The 24,122-nt window shown below is 31.2% G+C and carries 27 protein-coding genes; 23 read left to right on the top strand and 4 right to left on the bottom strand.

Annotation, left to right across the window (positions count from 1 at the left end; genetic code table 11):
- Positions 1 to 32: 32 nt before the first annotated feature.
- Together LNP81_RS11595 and LNP81_RS11590 are read right to left on the bottom strand one after the other, a co-directional pair.
- Positions 33 to 1,553, bottom strand: coding sequence for a DoxX family protein (locus tag LNP81_RS11595; protein ID WP_230035980.1), 1,521 nt, complete (start codon positions 1,551 to 1,553; stop codon positions 33 to 35).
- Positions 1,554 to 1,767: 214 nt separating this feature from the next.
- Complete coding sequence (locus LNP81_RS11590; protein ID WP_230035978.1) at positions 1,768 to 2,058, bottom strand: hypothetical protein; 291 nt, start codon at positions 2,056 to 2,058, stop codon at positions 1,768 to 1,770.
- 356 nt (positions 2,059 to 2,414) lie between these two features.
- Here LNP81_RS11590 and LNP81_RS11585 point away from each other — a divergent pair, with 356 nt between their 5' ends.
- From LNP81_RS11585 to LNP81_RS11480, 22 genes are all read left to right on the top strand, one after another.
- Positions 2,415 to 2,807, top strand: coding sequence for a plasmid mobilization protein (locus LNP81_RS11585; protein WP_230035976.1), 393 nt, complete (start codon positions 2,415 to 2,417; stop codon positions 2,805 to 2,807).
- A complete protein-coding gene (locus LNP81_RS11580) occupies positions 2,792 to 4,060 on the top strand; it encodes a relaxase/mobilization nuclease domain-containing protein (protein WP_230035974.1) in 1,269 nt (422 codons plus the stop codon). The genes LNP81_RS11585 and LNP81_RS11580 overlap by 16 nt, the downstream gene beginning before the upstream one ends.
- A gap of 21 nt (positions 4,061 to 4,081) precedes the next feature.
- Positions 4,082 to 6,076 carry a conjugal transfer protein MobC gene (gene mobC / locus LNP81_RS11575; protein ID WP_230035972.1) on the top strand — a complete coding sequence of 665 codons (1,995 nt, stop codon included), beginning with the start codon at positions 4,082 to 4,084 and terminating at the stop codon, positions 6,074 to 6,076.
- A 221-nt stretch (positions 6,077 to 6,297) separates the two neighbouring features.
- On the top strand, positions 6,298 to 6,594 hold the full coding sequence (locus LNP81_RS11570; RefSeq protein ID WP_230035970.1) for a hypothetical protein: 297 nt from the start codon (positions 6,298 to 6,300) through the stop codon (positions 6,592 to 6,594).
- Between the two features lie 234 nt (positions 6,595 to 6,828).
- Positions 6,829 to 7,221 carry a single-stranded DNA-binding protein gene (locus tag LNP81_RS11565; protein ID WP_230035968.1) on the top strand — a complete coding sequence of 131 codons (393 nt, stop codon included), beginning with the start codon at positions 6,829 to 6,831 and terminating at the stop codon, positions 7,219 to 7,221.
- 27 nt (positions 7,222 to 7,248) lie between these two features.
- Positions 7,249 to 8,277, top strand: coding sequence for a DUF932 domain-containing protein (locus LNP81_RS11560; protein WP_230035966.1), 1,029 nt, complete (start codon positions 7,249 to 7,251; stop codon positions 8,275 to 8,277).
- A 263-nt stretch (positions 8,278 to 8,540) separates the two neighbouring features.
- The gene (locus LNP81_RS11555) at positions 8,541 to 9,005 is read left to right on the top strand and encodes a JAB domain-containing protein (protein ID WP_230035964.1); all 465 of its coding nucleotides are present in this window, start codon (positions 8,541 to 8,543) and stop codon (positions 9,003 to 9,005) included.
- 373 nt (positions 9,006 to 9,378) lie between these two features.
- Positions 9,379 to 9,942, top strand: coding sequence for a hypothetical protein (locus LNP81_RS11550; protein WP_230035962.1), 564 nt, complete (start codon positions 9,379 to 9,381; stop codon positions 9,940 to 9,942).
- 1 nt (position 9,943) lies between these two features.
- Positions 9,944 to 10,534 (top strand): hypothetical protein, encoded by a 591-nt coding sequence (locus LNP81_RS11545; RefSeq protein ID WP_230035960.1) that lies wholly within the window; start codon positions 9,944 to 9,946, stop codon positions 10,532 to 10,534.
- Between the two features lie 167 nt (positions 10,535 to 10,701).
- Entirely contained in the window at positions 10,702 to 11,490 is a 789-nt protein-coding gene (locus LNP81_RS11540; RefSeq protein ID WP_230035958.1) for a hypothetical protein, read from the top strand.
- 120 nt (positions 11,491 to 11,610) lie between these two features.
- Entirely contained in the window at positions 11,611 to 13,395 is a 1,785-nt protein-coding gene (locus LNP81_RS11535; RefSeq protein ID WP_230035956.1) for a DUF262 domain-containing protein, read from the top strand.
- A complete protein-coding gene (locus LNP81_RS11530; protein WP_230035954.1) occupies positions 13,385 to 15,712 on the top strand; it encodes a DUF262 domain-containing protein in 2,328 nt (775 codons plus the stop codon). Before LNP81_RS11535 ends, LNP81_RS11530 begins: the two co-directional genes overlap by 11 nt.
- Before the next feature lie 465 nt (positions 15,713 to 16,177).
- Positions 16,178 to 16,639, top strand: coding sequence for a hypothetical protein (locus tag LNP81_RS11525; RefSeq protein WP_230035952.1), 462 nt, complete (start codon positions 16,178 to 16,180; stop codon positions 16,637 to 16,639).
- A 209-nt stretch (positions 16,640 to 16,848) separates the two neighbouring features.
- Entirely contained in the window at positions 16,849 to 17,658 is an 810-nt protein-coding gene (locus tag LNP81_RS11520) for a helix-turn-helix transcriptional regulator (RefSeq protein WP_230035950.1), read from the top strand.
- Positions 17,659 to 18,132, top strand: a complete 474-nt coding sequence (locus LNP81_RS11515) for an exonuclease domain-containing protein (RefSeq protein WP_230035948.1) — start codon at positions 17,659 to 17,661, stop codon at positions 18,130 to 18,132. It begins immediately after the preceding gene.
- 19 nt (positions 18,133 to 18,151) lie between these two features.
- Positions 18,152 to 18,736: a hypothetical protein gene (locus LNP81_RS11510; protein WP_230035946.1), complete on the top strand. Its 585-nt coding sequence runs from the start codon at positions 18,152 to 18,154 to the stop codon at positions 18,734 to 18,736.
- Between the two features lie 135 nt (positions 18,737 to 18,871).
- A complete protein-coding gene (locus LNP81_RS11505; protein ID WP_230035944.1) occupies positions 18,872 to 19,603 on the top strand; it encodes a hypothetical protein in 732 nt (243 codons plus the stop codon).
- A gap of 16 nt (positions 19,604 to 19,619) precedes the next feature.
- Positions 19,620 to 19,853 carry a hypothetical protein gene (locus LNP81_RS11500; RefSeq protein ID WP_230035942.1) on the top strand — a complete coding sequence of 78 codons (234 nt, stop codon included), beginning with the start codon at positions 19,620 to 19,622 and terminating at the stop codon, positions 19,851 to 19,853.
- Between the two features lie 6 nt (positions 19,854 to 19,859).
- Positions 19,860 to 20,840 carry a leucine-rich repeat domain-containing protein gene (locus LNP81_RS11495; RefSeq protein WP_230035940.1) on the top strand — a complete coding sequence of 327 codons (981 nt, stop codon included), beginning with the start codon at positions 19,860 to 19,862 and terminating at the stop codon, positions 20,838 to 20,840.
- 136 nt (positions 20,841 to 20,976) lie between these two features.
- Positions 20,977 to 21,459 (top strand): FtsZ/tubulin family protein, encoded by a 483-nt coding sequence (locus LNP81_RS11490; RefSeq protein WP_230035938.1) that lies wholly within the window; start codon positions 20,977 to 20,979, stop codon positions 21,457 to 21,459.
- A gap of 120 nt (positions 21,460 to 21,579) precedes the next feature.
- Positions 21,580 to 21,810, top strand: coding sequence for a beta propeller repeat protein (locus LNP81_RS11485; RefSeq protein WP_230035936.1), 231 nt, complete (start codon positions 21,580 to 21,582; stop codon positions 21,808 to 21,810).
- 84 nt (positions 21,811 to 21,894) lie between these two features.
- The gene (locus LNP81_RS11480; protein ID WP_230035934.1) at positions 21,895 to 22,446 is read left to right on the top strand and encodes a hypothetical protein; all 552 of its coding nucleotides are present in this window, start codon (positions 21,895 to 21,897) and stop codon (positions 22,444 to 22,446) included.
- 86 nt (positions 22,447 to 22,532) lie between these two features.
- Here LNP81_RS11480 and LNP81_RS11475 read toward each other — a convergent pair whose 3' ends face one another.
- Both LNP81_RS11475 and LNP81_RS11470 read right to left on the bottom strand, forming a co-directional pair.
- The gene (locus LNP81_RS11475) at positions 22,533 to 22,775 is read right to left on the bottom strand and encodes a hypothetical protein (protein WP_230035932.1); all 243 of its coding nucleotides are present in this window, start codon (positions 22,773 to 22,775) and stop codon (positions 22,533 to 22,535) included.
- Positions 22,776 to 22,788: 13 nt separating this feature from the next.
- Positions 22,789 to 22,998, bottom strand: a complete 210-nt coding sequence (locus LNP81_RS11470) for a hypothetical protein (protein WP_230035930.1) — start codon at positions 22,996 to 22,998, stop codon at positions 22,789 to 22,791.
- A gap of 139 nt (positions 22,999 to 23,137) precedes the next feature.
- On the opposite strand from LNP81_RS11470, the gene LNP81_RS11465 reads away from it, so the two are divergent.
- Complete coding sequence (locus LNP81_RS11465) at positions 23,138 to 24,052, top strand: helix-turn-helix transcriptional regulator (RefSeq protein WP_230035928.1); 915 nt, start codon at positions 23,138 to 23,140, stop codon at positions 24,050 to 24,052.
- The last annotated feature ends 70 nt before the right edge of the window (positions 24,053 to 24,122 follow it).

Here is a 24,122-nt window from a genome sequence, read left to right as displayed (position 1 = left end):
GCCGGCATATCGTAATAGTCAAAACTTTGTATTTATTGACTATCTTTTATTTCTTTTCTAATTGCATGATTTAATTTATAAGCCACAAGATCATTCCCGATAATAGCAAACAGATGGCTGTCTGTAACGATAAAGGAATAAAGGGAACTGCTGCCTGTATGATAAACCGGAAAACTAAGTAAGTAGCTTTTGCTCTTTAAATCGTAAAGGTCAATAATAAAGGACTTATTCCACAGCTTTTCATTCTCATATCTCCCCTGTACCAGCGAATGAACAAATAGCAGATTGCCAGAAACTGCAGCATTTGAGTTAACTATTAGAGGCGGTGCAGACATTTTATATTTCGAACCATTTTTAAGTGCAGAAACTTTTAATCTGACATGTGTTATAGTATCAATCGTATGCCCTCTGTAACTAAGACTACCTGTTTTATCGGCAACAATAAACTCATTGCGGTAATAATACAGGTATATCATTTTTTTCATACCATCGCTGTATAACAGTGCTCCATCGGTATCAAATATTCCATCAATCTGCTTCTGTAGAAGATCTCTTTTGTAGTTGATTTTAGGGATCGAATCCTCGCTAAAAATACCCAGTACATTAGCCAGTTTCTTTGAATTATTGGATCTAAACGCTAGGGTTGTTCCATCAATAGGCACCGCCCTTGTAAAATATGGAATGCCTTTAAATTCTTTTGTGATTTTCCAGTTTTTCAAATCACCCCTGAAGAAAGCCGGTACACTTCCATCGTATAAATAAAAATAAGGTGGCTGGACATTTATAGTAATTATTTTAAATGGTATTTTACCTGGGGAAAAAGATATCTTTTCTGATTTATGGTGCCTCAGATTTGAATCCATGGATAAAATATAAGATGGAAAATCATAATTTCCCAAGTATATTCGATTACCATCATGTCCTGCAAAATAATAAGAATTGTATTTTAAATCTATTGAAGCAGAGTATTCAGCAGGATGATGCGGATATCGTCTTAAAAATGGATTACGGTGATGCATTGCATCTTCAGAAGACAGAAAAAGAAGAACAACAAATCCTGTACTCAAAACCATAATTACCGCCATCAATTTAAAAGAAGGAGCATATTTAAAGTTAGTTTTTCCGGTCTCTCTTAATGATCCGTTTAAAGTAAGAGCCAAAATGGAGAGAAGAACAAAAAAAATATTGAATGCCAGGTGAACATTCCAACTCATTTTCTCTAATATTCCACCGCACGAACACGGTATAAATGAACTATAGTGTAGTATTATAAATATATAGGCTGTAAACACTGTCATCAGCGCAAGCGATCCAGCAAGACCAGCTTTACGATACTTGGGAATTAACAGCAATATCGCAGTAATAAATTCTGCTGCAAGCACTACCCAAGAAATCCATGAAGCAAAAGCACTTAATAAAGGTGACTGTCCAAGTTGTACTTGAAAATTTTCAAAGTCGAGTATTTTACTCACCCCCGCATACACAAACAGCAGCATATATAAAAGGCAGATAACCTGAACGATATAACTTTTAATATTAGTGCCTGAATTCATGATCTAAATATTTGATTTATATTATTGAAATAGCTCTCTTATAGATAATACTCTAGTGCAAATGTAGATGAGATATTTCTGAGGGATACTATGAAAATAAAGCCAAAAATTCTGAAAATCAAGCAGTTTTAACTTCTGGAGCAGTAATAAAAAAATATGCCTGCAGTTTCACAAAAATCTGCAAGCATACTACTAGGATATCTATGGCCTGAACTTACCCTTTAATTGAAGCGCTTATTCTGGCAAGTTTCTCATTGAGTTCCACCAAGCCAGCTCTTTGCAGACACTCCTGCGAAAGAATTTTTAGTTCTGATTTTCCTTCCTCCGATATGCTCTCCAGCAATGCGGAAGATTCCTTTTCCAGATCCAGACCATCACTGATGATATGACTCAATAAGAGTGCATTTTTTCGTGAAATTTTCAAATCCATCTTCACCATCTCACTCATACCTGGGATACTCAAAACAGTATCAAAAACCTTGGCAACATCATTTTTTGTAATCATAATTTCAACGTTTTAAATTAATAAATCAAAGGGTAAAATTAAGCATGCATCATCAAAGCATCATAAGCATAATTTACCTGTGATGAGCTGTATTGATAGGCCTTACGTAAATTCGCATTATAATAAAAAGCCGATAGAATTATCCAATGACAGGAATTATTAAAAGATTTAAACTTGTCTGTTTTCAAGTAAGAAATTAATACGGAAATAGTAAAAAACGCTTAAAGATTGCAACGTTCCTGCAATCTGCAAGATGTCCGGTTGTATCACAACCGATATCTTGCCACCTTTTTACTCGGAACTCGTTGGCGGTGAAACCAGAAGAAAAATAGTTTGTGAAATGAAAAAGATTAATGATGAAAGAAGAGAACAAAAACAGAACAAAATGGTTACATCTAAGATTGAGTAAGGATGAATTTGAAATACTACAAAAGCTTTTTAAAAAATCAACCTGCCCAAAAATGAGTGATTTTGCCAGAAAAAATCTATTACAGAAACCTGTTGTAATGAAATATCGCAATGAATCTCTAGATAATTTAATGACCGAACTTATACTACTCAGAAAAGATTTAAATGCAGTTGGAAACAACTTTAATCAGGCTGTTAAAAAGCTTCATACACTCAATCAAATTCCGGAATTTAAACACTGGATTACCGTTTATGAATTAGAAAAAAAAGTCCTTTTTAATTCAATCGATCACATTAAAAAAAACATTGAAAATCTCTCTAAAAAATGGTTGCAATCATAAATACAGGACACTCTATAAGAGCGATTTTCAATTACAATGAGAACAAAGTTTCTCTTGGTTTTGCTGAGTGCATTGGAGAAGGAAATTATCCAATGGACATAGTGCAAATGGATAAAGCCATAAAGTTGAACCTTCTTTTAAAACAACTGGAACTCAATGAAAATGTAACGAGAAATAGTGTACATATTTCGCTGAATTTTGATCCTTCAGAAAAAGAATTATCAAAAGAGAAACTTATAGAAATTGCTGGCACATACATGAGCAAAATTGGTTTTGGTTCACAGCCTTATCTGGTCTACCAGCACTATGACGCCGGCCACCCGCACATCCACATCGTTACTATAAAAGTAAAATCAGATGGTAAAAGAATAGACATGCAGAATATTGGAAGAAATCAATCTGAAACTGCCAGAAAAGAAATTGAACAAATGTTCAATTTAGTTCGTGCCGAGAGTAAAAAAAATAAAATTGAAACAGATCTAAAACCAGTAAATGTTAGTAAAATTCAATATGGCACCTCAGATTCAAAAAAAGCAATTGCCGGAATATTAAACAATGTAATTCCAAATTATAGATATACCACGATAGGTGAATTAAATGCTGTTTTAAATCTATATAATATATCAGTCCACCAAGGAAAAGAGACTTCCAGAATGTTTAAGCATAAAGGATTGGTATATCAAATAATCAGTGATGATAAAAAACCTATTGGAGTCCCTATAAAAGCTAGTAGCTTTCATTTCAAACCAACACTAGTAAATCTTGAAAAAAAGTTTGAAATCAACAAAAAAACTCGAATTGCAGAAATGAAAAGAGTCAAAAACACAATTGATTTAGCATTTTTAAAAAACATCAAATTATCGCTCAACGACTTGGAAAAAAAATTACTTAATGAAGGTATTGTCATAATTTCTAGAAAAAGCCCCCAGGGTCTTATCTATGGAATTACTTACTTAGATCATACTACAAAATGTGTTTTCAATGGTAGTTCTTTAGGTGTTGCTTATTCCGCTAAAGCAATACAAGAACGTTGTGGTATAATTCAATCTCGTTTAACTCATAAAACTTTACCCAATTTTAAAGAAACGGCTTTGTCTGAGAATCTAAAAAACTCGCATTCCTTTATCTCTGAAAGCGAATTACAAAAAATAATCGACAACATTTTACAACCAGAATATGCTGCCGAATATGTTTCGAACCAATTAAAAGACAGGCACAAAAAAAGAAAAAGAAAAGGACAATCTAATAACTAATAAAACTATAAAGCCATGGGGATGCAGACGGGAGAAAATGATCAGGCACTTAGAAAAATTTTAGATATGACAAGGCTTATAAGTATATTGCTTTTAAGCATACATTTTTATTATTACGGTTACTTAGCTTTTAAAAATTGGCAACTAGTGAGCCCATTTAGCGATAGAATTTTACACAACATTAACAATACAGGCATTTTCCATAATTTTCATAGATCAAAGCTGTTTGCCTTAGGTTTTCTGGCTATTTCATTATTAGGAGCAAAAGGAAGAAAAGATGAAAAATTAAAATACAAAATGGCTTTGTATTATATACTGATAGGATTACTACTATACTTTATCAGTTGCATTTTATTTTTAAACTTTGATCAAGGTGAGTGCCTAATTATATTGTACATGATAATAACATCTACTGGTTACTTAATGATTCTCTCTGGTGGCACGCTCCTATCTCGTATTATCAAAAGAAAATTAAACAATAAAGATATCTTCAATAAAGAAAATGAAACATTCCCACAAGAGGAACGCTTAATTGAAAACGAATACTCCGTTAATTTACCAGCTCGATATCATTTAAAAGATAAAGTACGAAACAGTTGGATTAATATTATCAATCCTTTTCGTGCTCTAATGGTCCTTGGAACACCTGGTTCTGGTAAATCTTATTTTGTTATCCGACATGTTATTACCCAGCATATCAAAAAAGGATTCAGCATGTTTGTCTATGATTTTAAATTCGATGACTTAACCATTATAACCTATAATACTTGGCTAAAATACAAACACCTTTATGGAGTTGAACCTAAGTTTTACATCATCAATTTTGACGATCTGAGTCGCACACACAGGTGCAATCCTTTAGATCCTAACTCCATGACCGACATAACTGATGCGACGGAATCGGCACGTACTATTTTACTCGGACTCAACAGGGAATGGATTAAAAAACAAGGAGATTTTTTTGTAGAATCCCCCATCAATTTTCTAACTGCCATCATATGGTATCTGCGTAAATATAATGATGGGGAATTTTGCACTTTGCCACATGTTATAGAGCTCATGCAGATGGATTACGCTGGTCTTTTCACACTACTCAGAACAGAAAAAGAAATCGAAGTGCTCATCAATCCATTTGTCAGCGCCTATCTCGAAAATGTTATGGATCAGCTTGAAGGACAAGTTGCCTCTGCCAAAATTTCCATGGCAAGGCTTTCCTCCGCTCAACTTTACTATGTTCTTTCAGGAAATGACTTTACGTTAGACATTAATAATCCTTTGGAACCCAAAATTGTATGCATGGGAAACAACCCGCAGAAAATACAAACTTATGGAGCCGTTTTATCTCTTTATGTAAGTCGATTAATCAAGCAAGTCAACCAAAAGGAAAAACTGAAAAGCAGTTTAATATTTGATGAATTTCCTACAATATACCTCAACAATATGGATAGTTTAATTGCTACGGCGAGAAGCAATAAAGTGGCAACCTGTTTAGGAATTCAGGACTTTAGCCAACTAAGAAAAGATTATGGTCGTGAACAGGCAGATGTGATATTAAATATTACAGGAAACATTATAAGTGGTCAGGTTACAGGAGATACTGCCAAACAGCTCTCTGAGCGTTTTGGAAAAATTATGCAGGATCGAGAAAGCCTTTCCATTAATAGTACAGACACTTCTATAAGTCGTTCCAAACAATTGGAATCTGCCGTCCCTGCATCAAAAATTTCTTCACTTAGTTCAGGAGAATTCGTAGGTATAGTTGCAGATAATCCAGATTGTAAAATAGAACTTAAAACGTTTCATTCTGAAATTATAAATGATCATGAGTTGCTAAAAAAAGAGCACGATGTCTATCAGGAAATTGCTCCTATTCGTAAAATTGACAATGCCATGGTACAGCGAAATTATCTACAGATCAAACAGGATATTCAGGATATTGTACATGCCGAAATGGAACGATTACTGAGTAATCCAAGTCTATTGCACTTGATATTAAAAAAAGACAATTCTAACTAGATAATCAATTAGGTCCGTTATTAAATGACAAATTTAGACTAAAAAAGTAATCTCTTTAGAATCTAATATTGATTACAAAGGTCATCAATATAGTACACCTCTATTTAATGCCATAATTAATAAATTTGTAATTGAAGTTCGATATGAACCATTTCATAAATCAGAATACTTAGTAACTCTTCATCCTTATTACTTCAAGCGATACAACAATAGATGTTTTTTTGGATACAATAAATTCAATCAAAATCAATAATTCACCCGAACCTGTTTTTGAAACTGACCAACAAAGTACCTATTTTCTTTCGGTGCTAGAAGCAAGAGAACAAATAGTAGGTTCTACTGAAAGGGTTCCGTTTACTAATTTAGAAAAGCTTAGTTCCTTTTTAAACACCCTGCACGACCAAGCTAGCGACCAAACTAAACCTATTAATGATAAAGGGTTAGGGACTTTAATCCCATGGAATGACCAAGCTCGCGACCAAGCAGTTCAAATTATTCAAAGCAACTATCTTGAATAGATAATTTAAATTTTCATTCGAAACGGACTAAAAGGGCAGCTAAGATAGTAACGCCCCAATACCTCCTGCACATAATGGTCTGCGCTGCTCTTGCCCACCCTTCGGGACTTATAGCACTCACTACTGGATGCGCTACTGGCATCTTGCTTTCTTTTTTTCCGTTTTTTCTTTGAAAACATTTTTTTACAGAGCGGATGAGGAACAAAAAAAGTAGTAACCTTAAAAAATAATCCTATGGAAATCACTGGAAGAATTACCAAAGATGCCACACTGGTTAAAATCAGTAAGGACAAACAGGTGGTCAATTTTTCAATTGCCATCAACGATGCCTACAAACCAAAAGGCAGTACAGAAATGAAACAAATCGTAACCTATATCAATTGCGATTACTGGCTCAGTCCCAAAATAGTAGCCTATCTAAAAAGGGGATCTCAGGTCTCACTTTTCGGCAGAATCGGTTTAAGTGTGTATTGTAATGCAGAAGGAAAAGCTCTGGGAAATTTGACCTTTCATGTCAACCATCTTAAAATTTTGGTTTTTGCAAAAAAAGAGAATGACAGTTCCAGCACTTTGATCCCACCTGCCTCACCTATCACCGAGGACAAACCCGATGATCTTCCCTTTTAATTATTGTTTCACTAAAATATTTACATCATGTCACATCAAATCCATTTTAACGAAGAAACACAAAAACATGCCTTCTTTTCTGTTAAAGAAAAACCTTGGCACAACTTAGGCCAAATTATCTCTGATTATCCCACCAGCACAGAAGCCATTGAGCATGCAGGACTAAACTATGAGGTGATTAAAACACCATTATATACAGAGTATAGTGAGAATGAAAAAATTACAGTATCCGATCTATACAGTACACTTAGAACAGATACCCAAACGGTATTGGGTGTTGTAGGTAAAGATTACCAAATCGTACAAAACAAAGATGCTTTTTCTTTTTTTGACAGTATTGTAGGAGGTGACGGAATCCTTTATGAAACCGCTGGCGCTTTGGGAAAAGGGGAACGTATTTTTATTACCGCAAAACTTCCCGACTACATTCGTGTGGGTAAAGACGACCTCATCGAAAAATATTTATTTCTCACCACCTCCCACGATGGCAGTGGCAGTATTACCGCCGCCTTCACTCCTATCCGTATTGTTTGCGCCAATACGCTTAATGCCGCCCTGCGCACTCAAACCAATACTATTCGCATTCGTCATACCAGCAATGCCCAATCTAGACTCGAACAAGCACACAAAGTCATGGGAATATCGGATCAATTATCCTCTGATTTAGGAAATATTTTTAACCATTGGGCAAAAGTACGCATCTCAGATAGCGAAGTAAAAAAACTTATTTCACTGGCCTTGGCACCGAGTCCGGTAATTGTAAATCAACTTAAAAATGATGAAATAGAAGAACTTTCGTCTTGTTTTTCTAATATTATCGAAAACGCCTATCAATACGCTTTGAGTGATGAAACTCAGCTCATGACTACCACCGAAGGAACACTTTTCGGGGCTTATAATGCTGTGACGGGGTACTTTCAAAACGTGAGAACCTACAAAGATTCAGAAGCCAAACTAAAATCTCTTTTATTAGGAGGTAATGCGCAACTGCGATCTCAAAGCGCTTTTAACCTCTGTCAGGAGTTTGCCAAAAACGGGAGCAGTATTTTAAATTAATAATCCTATAGCAATGGGTGGTAATGACACCCATTGCTATTTTGGTGCGCGACAGACACTTGAAGCTCCGGCAGTTTTCAAAAGGCTGTTGTTTTTTATTTATATGTTATTAATAACATCACAAAGTTCGGAAACCTTCAGCGGTTCGCTACAAAAAATTCCCCCATAAATGTACAGGCGCAGCTGCACTTTATTGCGTTGCTTTTTGCGCTCGCTCGAAGATTTCCGGGTGCAGTTCCATTATTAATTTAAAATATAAAATCATGGAAACTAGCACTAAAAACTGGCAAATGGTCTCAGAAGTAGAACTTGTTTACAAAACAAGAGTAAAAGCATCTGAAAGACTTCAGATTAAATCCTCAAAAGAGGCCTGCAATTTACTACAATCCACTTGGGATCAAGGGAAAATTGAATACTTCGAGCAGTTTAAAATACTCTTCTTAAACCATTCGCTAAAAGTACTTGGTCTTTACGAAATGTCCTCAGGAGGTATCACAGGAACCATCGTAGATATTCGCATGATATTCTCGGCAGCCCTCAAAGCCAATGCCACCAACCTAATGATTGCCCATAATCATCCCTCAGGAAATACAACCCCGTCTGAAGCTGATAAAGCTATAACCAAAAAGATCAAACAGGCAGGGGAAATCCTCGATATAAAATTATTGGATCATCTGATCATTACCTCAGAATCCTATTATTCTTTTACAGATAATGGCGCCTTGTAAGCGCCATTATTTTAATAATTTGAAATAGGAAAAGGCAAACCTTAGTCTTGGACATGACGGAGTCCATTTTAAACTCATTTTTACACAAATAAATCAAACCCTTTTACGTATTTCCGTATTTATTCTATTTAATTATTCTCTACTTTAGCCAAACAAGTAAATGTATTTTTCACACAATATGAATACAAAACTTATAGTGTCATATTTTAAAAAATTGCTATAAGCATTAATCATAGACAAATTAAGGTTAAGTAATTTCGTATTCAAAATAATAATGCAAACACATTTTTACAGCGTCACGTTTTGGCATTGTGGAAATATATTTTTGAAGAACCAAAACATTTATTTCACTTTATTAATATAAAACAAAAACATGAAAGCATTACTATTGAGAGAACTAAATGAGAAAACACTTATTTCCATAGAGCTAAATGAGTTTTTTTTATATCATTTAAACACGGGGATCCAAGCAGTTAAAGATTTAAAACCAAAACTAAAAGCATCTCCGAAACTAAGTATTCCAATTTCGGACTATGTTGACTTTACTATTTATGCTCTTGGCAATGTTTTTTCAAGAGAACTAGAAAATGGAAACATAACAGTTCCAAGAATGGGTATTGAATACCTACTGTTAAAAGAAAATTCGGAAGAAAATATAGTTTTTTCTAAAGAACAGAAACAACAGTATGATTGGCTTACAATAGAGTACTCAGATGATTATTATGACAATACGGTGCATAATAATTATTTTAAAAACCTTAAAAAAGTTAACACTAACCTACCCTATTGTGAAGTAATTATATACGAAACTTCATTTCAAATTACAGTTTTTGATCCGATTGGCATTAGAAAATTAATCAGTGAAGAAATTGATTATAGCATTTTTGAGTCTGAGGTAAAAAATGATCTTGATTTAATTAAAAATAAAACGAAATAAGATGAGTGAATTTTACTATCAAGTGAAGGGAAACTTATTTCGCTCTAAAAATAATCCAGAAGATTTAATTGAAATCAATGAAGTCTTCAAAAATGATTCACCTATACTCGCTAGAGAACGTGCTTTTGAAGTTTATCAGAATTATGTAGATGTTTTACTGGAAAGTAAAGACTTAACTTACGATAGCCATCGAGAGACTGTTAGTGCTATAAAAGATTTTTTTTCTACTCAAACGGACACCACTCCACTTTACCTCAGTGAAATATTTGGACCTATCGAAAACAATTTGGATAAAGGTATTAGTATCTATTTGATAATGTCAGATTCTAAAACCTTCAACACACTTGAAGGGGAACTAATTTATGACGACAAAATATTATTGCACGATCTAAACAGTGAAATCAAAGGTCTAAAAGAAGTTATGCATACTGGCTTACTTCAAGAATACCAACTATACAAAAAATACGATTATAACTGTAAAGACTACCTAGCCTCTTTCCCAACAGCTGAAAAGTCAGCCAAAAATAAATATGAATATATCCTGAGAACACCTATCAACCATGAGATTACTCATTTATTAAAAGGATTATAGGATTGAATTGATTACAGCTCATATTTTACATCAAGACAGAATTCAATCACTTGCTGTTTTCTATTAAATAGAAAACAGCAAGTCGTGACAAAAAAATATTAAAAGTAATATCTTTTACATAGGCAGGATTTCTGAATAAATTTCCTGATAAAAATAAGAATAAAACAATGGCAAAATTTGAAGGTACATTACCAGAATTCATTGACTTTATAGGTCCGATGACTCGAAATATAGTATGCGATCTTTCGAGAAGTTTCAAAAAAAATACGACCTGTAGACACGATGGCTGCAATAAACGTAAGCCTCTTGAAGCAGCACATTTAAAAGGAAAAGAACGTCCAAAAATAATCGGTGATATCCTATCATTATACGAAGTAGATAGTAATATATTTGAGGTCGACTTGATAGAATTTAAAAAACTTTTTATTGAAGCACACACGCCTATAGAAAACATCATCTTACCAATGTGTAAGCAACATCATTTAGAGTATGATCGTAAAGAAAATATAGCTACTGAATACCCAATATTACTGGATGAATTTGATAATGAAGATGGTCAAGATACCTATACCCAACAAGAATTGGACAATTTAAAGAACAGTGAAGTTATAAATATAGAAAAGGCAATCAAAGAATCTTCTATTAATAAAATTAAAGAAGTCGTTATAAACAAGTATAAAGTAGAAAAGAAGCAAATTACATTCTCCAAAATTTCTGACTCTAATGGCCTATGGAATTTTGATGTTAATAAAAACAAGTTTAATAACATTTTCTGTTTTATATTCTTCACACAATCAAATAAGACATATAAGGTTGCCGTAATTAATGCAAATACATTGCCAATAGAGCAATTTCCGGAGAAAAACAAAAATACTATTCGTTTTTTTGTAGATAAACAATATAAAGATCGAACTGGGTTTCAATTCGAGCTAAACAATATAGAATATTGTGTTTAATATTTCTCAATAATAAAATATACCTTTTTCATTAATAAAGTCACAAAAACATCTTCTTAGAATTAAAATCAAATAACCTTTAAAATAGTAATTAAGAATTTAAACGTATCAAAATAAAATATGATAACAACCAAAAAGATAAAAGAAATTAATTTCTCAGATCAGATATATTTCATCCCTTCCTATCAAAGGGGATACCGATGGGAAAACAAACAAGTAATCGATTTGTTAGAGGATATTTATGAAGTATTTACTTCTAAGCAGGAATCTTATTGTTTACAACCTATTGTCGTTAGCTTAATAGAACCAAATAAATTTGAAATTATCGATGGACAACAACGATTGACTACAATTTATATTTTACTTACACGTCTAAAAAGATTTGTCGATGAAAAATTTCAATTAGACTTTGAAATTAGAACGAATTGCACTTCATTTTTCAAAGAACTTGACAGTGGAAAACTTGATTATTCAAATCCAGATTTTGCACATATTTCAAATGCATATTTCATAATTAATAAATGGTTTGAAGACAAAAAAAACCTCAGAATTGATTCAAATATAGAATTGAATATGTTTCAAACTTTATTAGAAAAAGTTGAAGTAATATGGTATGATGTTGAAGAGAGTAATCGCCAAGATTTGATTAAAGCATTTACCCGATTAAATAGTGGTAAAATTCCACTAACAAATGCTGAATTGATAAAAGCATTATTTTTAAGTAAAGCAAATCATGGTAATCAAAAAATAGACCCTTATTCTTATCAATTAGATATCTCCAATAAATGGAATCAAATTGAATATGCCTTACAAGATGATACTTTATGGAACTTTATAATTCCTAATCAAATAAACTTACCAACTAGAATTGACTATATTTTTAAATTAATTGTCCAAAATAGATCCCATCCAGTTAAAGACGAATATGATGTATTTCGTTACTACTACCCCCTGTACACACACTCAATTCAGACCAATAAATTTGATTTTATAACAACAAACTGGGAGGACGTAGATCTATATTTCACCATTATTCAAGATTGGTTTCAGGATCATAAGTATTATCATTTAATTGGTTTACTTATTTGGGACGGTGTGGATATATTAGTACTAATAAAAGAATATTTAAAAAGTACAAAAAGTGATTTTTTTAAATATTTATTTACAGAAATTGAAACTAAATTTTGCTATCACAACCTGGAAGAATTAAACTATAAAACGAATTATAGAAATGTTGAAAAAATGTTGGTTTTTTTCAATGTAATGGAATCTTATCATTCCAACAATACTAAATTTCCTTTTAAACAGCTAAAACTTAAAGAAATAAAATGGAGTCTAGAACATATTCACCCCCAAAATGCTATTGATATTAGACAGAATCAATATACTCAATGGTTAGAAGATCATCTTGTAATAATAAAAAACACAAATACTAACAATTCATACGACGAGCTAATTATCGAAATTAAAGACTTTATTGTTAGCATAAAGGACACCAAAAGTAATAAAGATTTTAAATCAATCTTTGACGAAATAGCAACTAAAATACTAAGTACCTTATCTTATGAGGAAAACAATGCAGAAAATTTTGCCACAAAATCTAAAATATCTTTTGAGAAATTAGCAGATGAGCATCATATATCAAATATGGCTTTATTAGACACTAGAAGCAACTCTTCCCTTGGCAATACCGCTTTCGGCGTTAAAAGAAAGGCAATAATCAATTTTGATTTAAAAGGTGTATTTGTTCCCGTCGCTACAAAAAATTCATTTCTAAAGTATTATTCTGATTATCCAAAACACCTAAACTACTGGACTTTAGAAGATAAAGACGATTATATTTCCAAAATACAAAATCAAATAAATTTTGTAAAAAACTTTAAAACAGAAACTAATGAATGCTAATTATACACTTTTAGACATATTGAATAACAATATAACGATATACAATAAGGATACTAATCAATTAGAACCTTTGGTTATCGAAAATGGAATAGAAATTCCAATGATTCAACGTGATTATGCACAAGGGAGGTTAGATGATAAAACAATTTTTATTAGAGAAAAATTTTTAAAAGATATTTATGATGTACTAAAGTCAAATCAAGAAGGAAATAACACTTCCCTAAAATTAGATTTTGTTTATGGATATATTGAAAATAGTGCTTTCATTCCACTAGACGGACAACAAAGACTAACCACCTTATATATCATACATTGGTTTCTTGCCTTTAAAGATAAAGATGATTTTAGCGCAATAGGACTTGATAAATTCAACTATAAAACAAGGCAATCCGCTAAAGAATTTTTTAAATCCATAAACAATTTTGAAAATCAAAATAAAATAAAAAAAGAATGTGCAAACAATTTTAACAAACTAATTTCAGTCATTAAAAACCAACCCTGGTACAATTTGAAATGGGATTTTGACCCGACTGTAAAAGGAATTTTAACCACATTAACTGATGTAATCAATATTTTTTCAGATATCTCTTTTTCAACCCTTACGCAAGCAGAACAAAAACCTCTATCATTTCATTTTTTAAAAATTGACGAATATGGTCTAGGAGATAATCTTTACATTAAGATGAATGCCAGAGGTAAACCTCTTTCTGATTTTGAAAACTTCAAAGCATCTTTTGAAAATATAATTTCAAATAAAACAGAAATTTCTAAAGAATTCATTCGTAAAATAGATGGTATCTGGCTGGATTCTTTCTGGGAATATTCATTAAAAAGTTTACCCCAAATTGAAGTAACAGAAGATATCGAGTCAATTACAAAGAAATGTGATAGCTTAATATTAGAAATTATAAAAAAGTTCACGGAATATCTATACTTTAAAAATAATATTGGTGAAAATTATGATTTCAAAGATAGTAATCTAGAAAAAATATACAGTTCAGAAGATAATCTGCATCTTTTGAATTCTTTTTTAGATTTGCTTTGCTCACAAAATTACAGCGAATGGGAAACTTATTTTGAAGGGCTCTTCTCAGATAAGAAGGCAAAAAACAAGGTATCTACTAACCAAACCACTTTGAACTTTGTTCAAAAAATATTTGATAAAGCATCCTTTTCACATTTTGAAAACTTACTTTTTTTTAGTTGGCTAAATTTCATTCTCAGAAAACAGTCTATCACTATAACTGATGACCTCAAAGACTTTATTAGGATCACTAGAAATGTTATCAATAATATCAATCAAAAAAACAAAACATCATTAGAAACAGAATTAAGAACAGATTATTATAATGAAATCATTGAAATCATTGATAAAATAGACATTTCAAATCCTTACAAAAAACTTGACTTAAATTCGTTTTCAAGTAGAAAACGATATATCCAATATGAAATAAACAAGTATGATCTATTTAAAGACGACAATGTAAGAAAAGAATTGTTATCGGAATTTGAAGATCATCCAACTCTGAGAGGGCTTATTTTTAACTTTGACTTGTCCCCATACAAAAATGAAGAAATTGAAAACATCGTAGCCAATTACTATGAAATGTTTCGCGCTTTAAATTACCGAGATATCATTCGATTATTATTATGCTTTGGTAACTATTCTGTAAAACTTGGGAATTCAAACCTCGGTGAGTTTAGGTTTTTTGGACAGAACGAAAAGTGGCATCGAGTTTTAGCTTCACCTGATGGGGAAATAACACCAAATTTTATTGAGTTGTTTAAATTGTTTTCAAAAAGCAAAATTGAGAATTGGAACGAATTTGTAGAAAATAATGTTAGTAATTATATTCAACAGTATGAAAACAATTGGTTATGGTATTGTCTGAAAAATGAATATAAAATGATACTAGATCATCCAATCTTTACAAAAAATAGTGAAAATAAAATTGAAATATTCTACAATCAAAGTTTAAATTCATACCATAATAACCCATTTGTCTTTTGGTTTAGATACCATTGTCCAATCGAAATTAAAAAAAATATTGACGAACAAAATTCTAGTGCTCAATATACTAATTACAGTCGCTTATACTTAAAAAATGGGGTACAGTTGGAGCAATACAATAATTCATGGCTAATTTATAACTTAAATATAGATTTTAAAGATTCCAGAATTTACTACAATGAAGAAAAGGGTTATTTTGTTTTAGAATGTCAAAATTTAATCGCTGATTTAATTCCTTATATCGAATTATTAAATACTACAAATCGAAGTCCCAGCACCCTAAGTAAGAAACTACTCACGGAATAGTATAGATAAATTGTTCAAAACAAAGTGGATTGTAAGTATTATTACAAGTGAGAATATTAAGGAGTTAAACATAAATTCTAGACAAAAAGATTGTCGTACCAGTTGGAAAGACAATTAATTACTACGGCAATTTCTACACTTGCAGATATTAACTATATAATAAAAGAGGGGGTAAATCATCCTCTCTTTTACTATATAATACCACAAAAAATCACAACAACACGTACGTGTCTTTTATAATTTCACTCTTCATCTACAATTACAAGGCGATACTTAGGTATTAAATAAAAAGAGTTGGTTAATTTTCAAACTGGCATACTATGACTTCCGTCCCTTTTAAAAATCTATAAAGACCAATTTTAAATGCCTATTCTTAAAATCAACATATATGGTGAAAGCTGGATGCTAAAGAAATTTGAGTGTTCCAATAAGGATTTAGCAACCTGCGAAAAGCTAGCGAAAAAAATGAAAACTTCTTTAACAAAAGCATTGCTCGATCCTTTTTTTTATTACAATCTTAAAAATTCATGTATTCCATCACTTGAACATTTACCTGGATCAAAAACATTGGGTCTATTAGATACACCGAAAAACCAAATTGAAATACTTCTTGACGGAAAAAAGCTTAAAAAGCTAAAAATTGAAGATATAGCCAATCAATTCCTGCTTTTTCCTTTATACGAAACTAACATGATTCATAAAACTGAAATAATTGAATCAGGAATTTATATCGAGCAACTGTCAATTGGCCATATCGGTAGTTACGAACTAAAAATTGACAATTTTTCTATTGAAAACATTTGCTTTCATTTGGTTAAATATCGTGACCAATTACTATTTCATTATCCTACCTATCAAAATAAAACTTTTCTGTTCCGAAAGAAATCGACTTTAATTACTTACCAAAATAGCTTTGAAGTTTTATAATGAATATCTTAAAATATTTATAATAAAATGTTGATTCATCTTGCTAAATACATTTAGAAATTACACCGTCACGAATTGACAGACAAATAAATTACCTTTGAAAAATAAATTAAATAACTATGTCAAAATTAATCTATTTCAAAAGATACTTGTACGTCATTGACCGCTTAAGAAGTCATCCTTGCAGCTTCAAAGATTTACAAAAACATGTGATTCGCAAACTAGAAAATGAAGATATTGATACTAACTTTGAATATTCTGTACGAACATTTGAGCGTGACAAAAAAGATATTACTGAACTTTTTGGAATAATTATTAATTACAACCGAAAAGACAAAACCTACACTATTGACGAAGAGGAGATAGAAGATCAGTCGGTTACCCGAATGATAGATGCCTTTTCTATTCATCACGCTTTACAAGAAGGAAATAAATTATCTCCTAGTGTATTTTTGGAAAAACGAAAGTCATCCAGAACCGAACATATTTACGGTATAATACATGCCATTCAAAATCAGCTGCTCCTAAAGTTTACTCATAAAAAACATTGGGAAAGCGATTATTCAGTCCGTGAAGTAAAACCAATAGCAATAAAAGAATCTCATCAGCGCTGGTATTTGGTCGCCCTGGATAAAAAAGACGATATTGTAAAAACTTTTGGACTAGACCGAATAACAAACCTTACTGTTACAGATACCAAATTCAAACCGATCTCATATAATGTGGAAAAGGAATTCCAACATGCCTTTGGTGTAGAAACATATTCACAGGCAGAAAAGATAGTCTTACAGTTTTCAAATCAACAGGGAAACTATATTAAGACATTTCCTCTTCACGAATCCCAACAAATTATCGAAGAAAGAGAAGATATCTTACTCTTAGAAATCTATATTCATACCACTAATGATATTATAATGGAACTAATGAAATATGGAGCAGATGTAAAAGTTATCTCCCCTGTTCGACTTCAAAATGAAATCAAAAACAGAATTGCTAAAATGACAAATCTATACGTATAAATGGACACTTTTACCGCAATAGATTTTGAAACCTCAACAGGTTATAGAAATAGCATTTGTCAAGTGGGTCTGGTAAGAGTTGAAAACGGAACTATTACCAAAGAAATTAATTTATTGGTACAGCCTCCCGATAATTATTATTGGAATCGTTTCACTGGCATACATGGAATTTCCTTTATCGATACCCTTCATATGCCTTCATTTGAGATGATATGGTCTGAAATTTTACCATATATCGCAGAACAAAATGTAGTGGCTCACAACGGATTTGGTTTCGATTTTCCAGTTTTGGATACAACACTTAACTACTACACTATTCCAATACCTGAATATAATAAATTTTGCACCTACAAAATTTACAAAACAAATTTAGCTAACTTGTGCAAGCAACAACGCATACCGTTGAATCATCACGATGCTTTGAGTGATGCAAGGGCATGTGCAGAACTATTTTTGAGGAGCTCCAATACCTAGATAAAAGAAAATTAAACTTATGAATAAAGAAGAATTATTTAAAGAATTAAATGACAGTTATGATTACGGTGATAAAAAACGTTTCATAGAAAATGTAAAAAGCTATCAGCAAAGCGCTACTGAAGAAGCTGCAAGTCGTGATTTTGCAGAATTTATTTTCCTAAAGTACTCAACTTTTAAAGCTGATGCAATGGCTGGATTAATGCAAATGATTATTCGTGAAAGTCCGAATCTTGCTTTACTACAATTTCCGGAAAATTTTTTTTACCGATTAGCAGTTATAAAGGGATCTATGGATTTATATGAATGTTATATAGAAGAGGCTGTCATACCATTTCTGAAAGATAAAGATGAGGATGCCGCCAGTGAATATTATATGGAACTAGTTTGTGTAGCCGAAAAGTTGAATGATCATTTCTTTCCTCAGTATGTCCCTTGCATTAAAGGAATGGATTTTAACGGTGTTTTTGCAACGTACGAAAAAGATCCCGAAATATCCTTAATACACCATCAGGACTATGAAACACTCAATGATGTAGTTGAAAAATACAATGCAATTATTGGTAGAAGAGACATTATCAAAGATTTATACGACAGAAATTAAAATACAATTGCTATACGAATTTTAATGAACCTATAAAAGCGACACTCCCATCCGAGTGTCGCTTTTATTTTATATATCAGTTCAATCCGACATCTTTTGGCACAGCCGTAAGATACTTTTATAAAAAATTAAAACATGACTATAGAAATCATAACGTCACATAACTTAACTTATAATTGGAAATTACACCATATAAAATCAATTGGAAATGAAAATGCACTTCGTTTATTGAAAGGAATTTATACCAATAAGGCTAGATTCATAGAACGATATCTTTCAGTCTATGAAAACATAGAATTACTGAAACCACTCTGTAATTATTTTCTTGAAAATTATGACAAGACTCTTCCTTATAGCTATAAAGAAGCTTTTGAAATAGATGATGCAAATTTCAGAAACATGGTTTTTAATACTATCGATATCAATGACTTAATACGAAACTTAGGTGCTACTAGAGTTAAGTCAGATGGTCGAGAAGTAACTAGAAAATGTTTTGACAAGTATGGAAATTCACTACCAAACACCAACTACCATGCAATTTATGAAACGTATCAGATCGACTGTACAAAACTAATCAGTACTAATGAATTTACAGATCTCGATTATTTCGCATATGTCGTAAAATGTTGGTGTACTTCTACTAACAAAGAACATTGGATTTGGATAGAATCTATATACAAAGACAATCCATTAGAAGCAATTGCTAGTACTTTTCGCTTCCATGAAAATGTGATTCCACATATAAAAGAACTAAAAAGACAAGGAGATATTATGCTTGTTGAACTGCACAAAGAAGTCAGTCCAAAAGGAAAAATAATACCATTGACAGCAGAACAGTATTTTAAATTTTTAACAATAGAAACATAACCTAAAACTAATTATCATGCAAAAAGAAACACTTATCCTAGAACCATCTACCAACACACATGTACTGGAAGCCAGCAAGATTGAAATGAAAAAATTTAAGAACGGAATTATAAAGTTAAAAATTACCGGAAACGGTATAGTAACTCATGGAGAACATGGTACCATCAGAACAGAATCAAAACATATAATCAAATATATTCAGCAAGAAATAAACCCAGTTTCAGGAATTATACAAAATGCATTTGATTGATTTTTTATGGAACCCGGATACTATATATCGAACAACCGTAAAATTCTGTTAAATGATAATTTAGAAAAATTAGATCTAACTATTGATTGTTACAGTATTATAACTGCTGTAAAGTGCCCGAAAAATCTAAAGAAATTACATTTAACTAATAACGATTCTAAGCTTAACCCAAAGGTTCAAATTGAGTTTAATACTAATTTAGAACAACTATCCATTATAGGATGTTCTTTAAAGTCATTGATTCTTGGTGAAAAATTAGAGCATTTAAAGAAATTACATTTATCAAGAAATAATTTGCGAACCATTATTTTGAATAAAAATTTAAAATTTATAGATATTTCCCATAATCAACTGAGCCAAATTACACTCAATGAAAATCTAGAAGAATTAGATATTTCTAATAATAAACTAAAAGAAATAATATTAAACAAAAACTTAAAAAAACTCAATGCTTCGGTAAATCGACTTAAAAAAATCGTTTTAAATGAAAATTTAGAAGAATTAAATCTCTCTGAAAACAAATTAAACCATCTAGAATTAAATATAAATCTAAAAAAACTAACAGTCCAAGAAAGTGGTTTAAAAAAAATAATTTTGAATGATAAACTAGAAGAATTAGATGTCACCCACAATAAACTATCTGAAATCTATGCAAACAAAAACCTAAAAACGTTAAAGGCTTGTGGTAACAGACTAAAAAAAATCACTTTAAATAGAAAATTGAAAGAATCAGATCTTTCATTTAATAATTTGAAAGAAATTAAATTAAATGAAGACCTAACAAATCTAAATCTAATTAATAATAAGCTTGAAAAAATAATCATAAACAAAAATCTACAAGAGTTATTTATTTCTAATAGTAAAAACAGAAGCATAAGTTTTGATAATTCAGTAAACAATACAGAAGTACAAATAGAATATTTCTGTCTTCCAAATGAAATAGATGAATTTAATATGACAAAAATTTATATTGATTTTACAGACTAGTCTAAAACTAAGTAATCAAAACGTGATAAAATTTATAATGAAATAATAAGTAGTACTAAAAAGGTATCATTTATGTTTTTTTAATTTCACGTCATATTTTGGCATACGGTTCTATTTTCTTTACTCAAAAAGAAATATGAATAAAAATATCCAAAAAATAAACAATCAATTAGCAGCCTCAATCATATTTGAAAAAAATGAGCAAATTGATGATGAAGAGAATTTAAAAAATATATGTTCCTCTTTTATAAAAATAGCAGCTAAAAGGAATATCTTATCCTCTACAGAAACAAAATCTGAATTAGTTAAAAGAGAACATCAGTTGATAAAATTTTCGATTGCTTCCGGTGACAAAAGAGCAATAAAAGCAATTGAAATAGCTTTTTCATCAATTTTGTTCAATAATCAAACAAATGAGAATCTCGGATCTATTTCATTGCTAATATCTTCACATATCATCCCAGTAACTTTAGATGAAATAGGTGAAATCAACGATTATATTCAAGAAAAAACAGGATATACAACTGATATAATCATGTCCGTAAATGAAGATGAAAATCTTGGGAAGGCTCTGGCTGTTACCCTTCTTTTCTCAAGAATTGGATCTATTAGAAATTAATTTAAACAAAAAAATGATTCTAAATAATTACGTCATACTTTGGCATACACATCTAATTCCTTTGTCTTATGGGAAAGCCGAAAACCAAATTAGAGTAGGCAAAACTTAAAACGAAGTATTATGTCACAAATGATCACCAAAGGAGAAGAATTAATTAGAATCAATCCTACCAACGGCAATAAAATTGAATACTCAACGACCTCAGGAAGGTCTTGGCATGTAAGGTATTCTGGATCTTCATACGGCAATTTTCAAGATTTAACAGATAATGGTAAAGAAATACTAGCAAGTACTTCAAAGGGACTTTACTATTCAACCACCAATGGAAGAAGTTGGCATAAGAGAAACTAAAGATTCTTACTATTAATAGTAGCGACACACTTTGACAGTGTGTCGTTTTATTTTTGTTTTATGAGAATTAAACAAATCTTTATTATGATACGAAATTATGATGAGCTATTGATATGCATTAAAAAAGTTGATAAATCAATAACCGAAGTAAAAAAACAACAACGAAAACTCATTTTGAATTTAAAATTCATTGAAGCAAAACAGTTATTATCTCAACAACAGCTTTTAGAATTACAGGTTTTGAACTACATCGAATATTACAAGGAAAAAATCAAACACAACCATCTAGAAAATAAATTGTATTCAATCGAATTGATTACTCTTAAACAGCTCTATCAAACAACTACTATTGCTAATACGATACTGCAATGTCTAAAAGATCTAAAAGTCGAATATGATGAGTTGCAAAAATACATCAATCGATTTTCTGGACTAAAGAGATTAGATCATATCAATGCTATAAAAGAAGAAAGAAAAAACCTTTTTTATAGGATGGAAAAAATCTACGAGGAATTGAGAAACACAATGCAGCTTAAAGTTGCAAGAATAGACGAGGAAGAAAAAATCCATTATAATTCATTAATAGAATTTTTCAAACAATATTATATTTCAAAAATTGAAAACTTAAATGGATAATTAAATTGGAAAAAATAATCTCATATATTGTTTAGCGCAGAATTATATTCTGCGCCAACAATACAATAAAGTAAAATAATCTCTTTCTATTGTCCAGCACCTCCCAAAAGCTGAAAAATTCCTATTATCCAAAGTAGCGGCTTCCATAACACTATGTATGCCACAATAGTAAAAATGGCAAAAACGGACCACCACCAAAAACCTCCATCCTGAGTAAAAACCGGAAACCACTTTGTCAACAACACTGCAACCCCAACTGGTAATGCAACGATTGCAAAAAGCACCCACATTATGAAACATAAAATACGGGTAATAATATATTGTATCATCGCTAATTAGTTTTTATTTGTTATTTTTTGAATTATCATCATCCACTGCGGTAATTAAGCCCGTAACCAATAGCGATAACCCGGCACTTATAATTCCCGCTGTTTTAGAATTTTTCCCTGAATAATTAGCAATAGCAACTCCAGTTGCCACACTTGTACTCAAAATGGTACCTAGACTACTAAAGTCTAATTCGCTGTTTTTCTTTTTAAATAAATTTTTCATAATACTTGTTTTAAAATTTCGGAGCTAAATTATTGTCCAAACGCGACAATTAGTGTCGCTTATTATTTATTTGAAAAAAGCAGTTAGCGACACTAATTGTCGTTTTTGTTTTTTAATTTTGATCTATCAAAAAAAGAAAATGCAAGAAAATCAAACACACCTGAATTCACCACAAGTGTATCGCACTAAAATCCTAGTTGAATTATTAAAAAAAAACCAATCAATGCCTCGTGACATTCTTATAAAAGAAATTTCTGTTAAGGAGAATAAGAATCTATCGGTACGAACAATACAACGATATGTAAAAACATTAAATGAAGATTATGGTATTGTTATTACACTTAATAAAGGTAATAAGCACTATTATTTAGACGAAGAAAAATCAGCTAATATTGAATCTTTTTTAAGTCATATTGAAATTCTATCAACAGCTGAACTAATTAAATCTAGCTTTAATGAAACAAATAACGCACTAGCTTTTGTTGAATTTGAAAACAAAGCTAGCATTTCTTCGATTCCAAATTTCAAAGTTATTTTGGAAGCTATCCATCAAGCACTACCCATTAGCTTTGGACATTATAGTTTTTATCACTTAAAAGAAGAAAATTATATACTGAAGCCTTATTTTTTAAAACAATACCAAAATCGCTGGTATGTTATTGGCGAAACTGAGAAAGGCTATCGCACTTTTGGAATTGATCGATTAAAAGACATTATAATGGGTACTAAAAAATTCAAGCAAAAAACAGAAGAAGCCATTGATAAATTTAGAAATGTAATTGGTCTTAATTATGTGGATCATAAAATGGAAAAGATACAACTGTCTTTCCACATTTCACAAAAACCATATATTGTCTCGCTACCTTTACATCATTCTCAAAAGGAAATCAACACCGATAACGAAGACACTTACGATATTGAATTACGTATTCATCCTAATTTTGAGTTTAAACAACTGGTGTTGAAATATGGGAGCTTGGTTAGGGTAATAGAACCGCAATGGCTGGCGCATGAAATCAAAGAAGAATTAAGGAGAGCCTCTGAAAATTATTGACTTAAGTCAAAAGGTTCGGTTAAAAAAACGGAACCTTTTTCAATATTATATTCTAAAATCTAATTTTTAA

The organism is Flavobacterium piscisymbiosum (genome assembly GCF_020905295.1).
In the GTDB taxonomy this organism is placed as follows: Bacteria; Bacteroidota; Bacteroidia; order Flavobacteriales; family Flavobacteriaceae; genus Flavobacterium; species Flavobacterium piscisymbiosum.
This window is presented reverse-complemented; position numbering and strand designations above follow the sequence as displayed.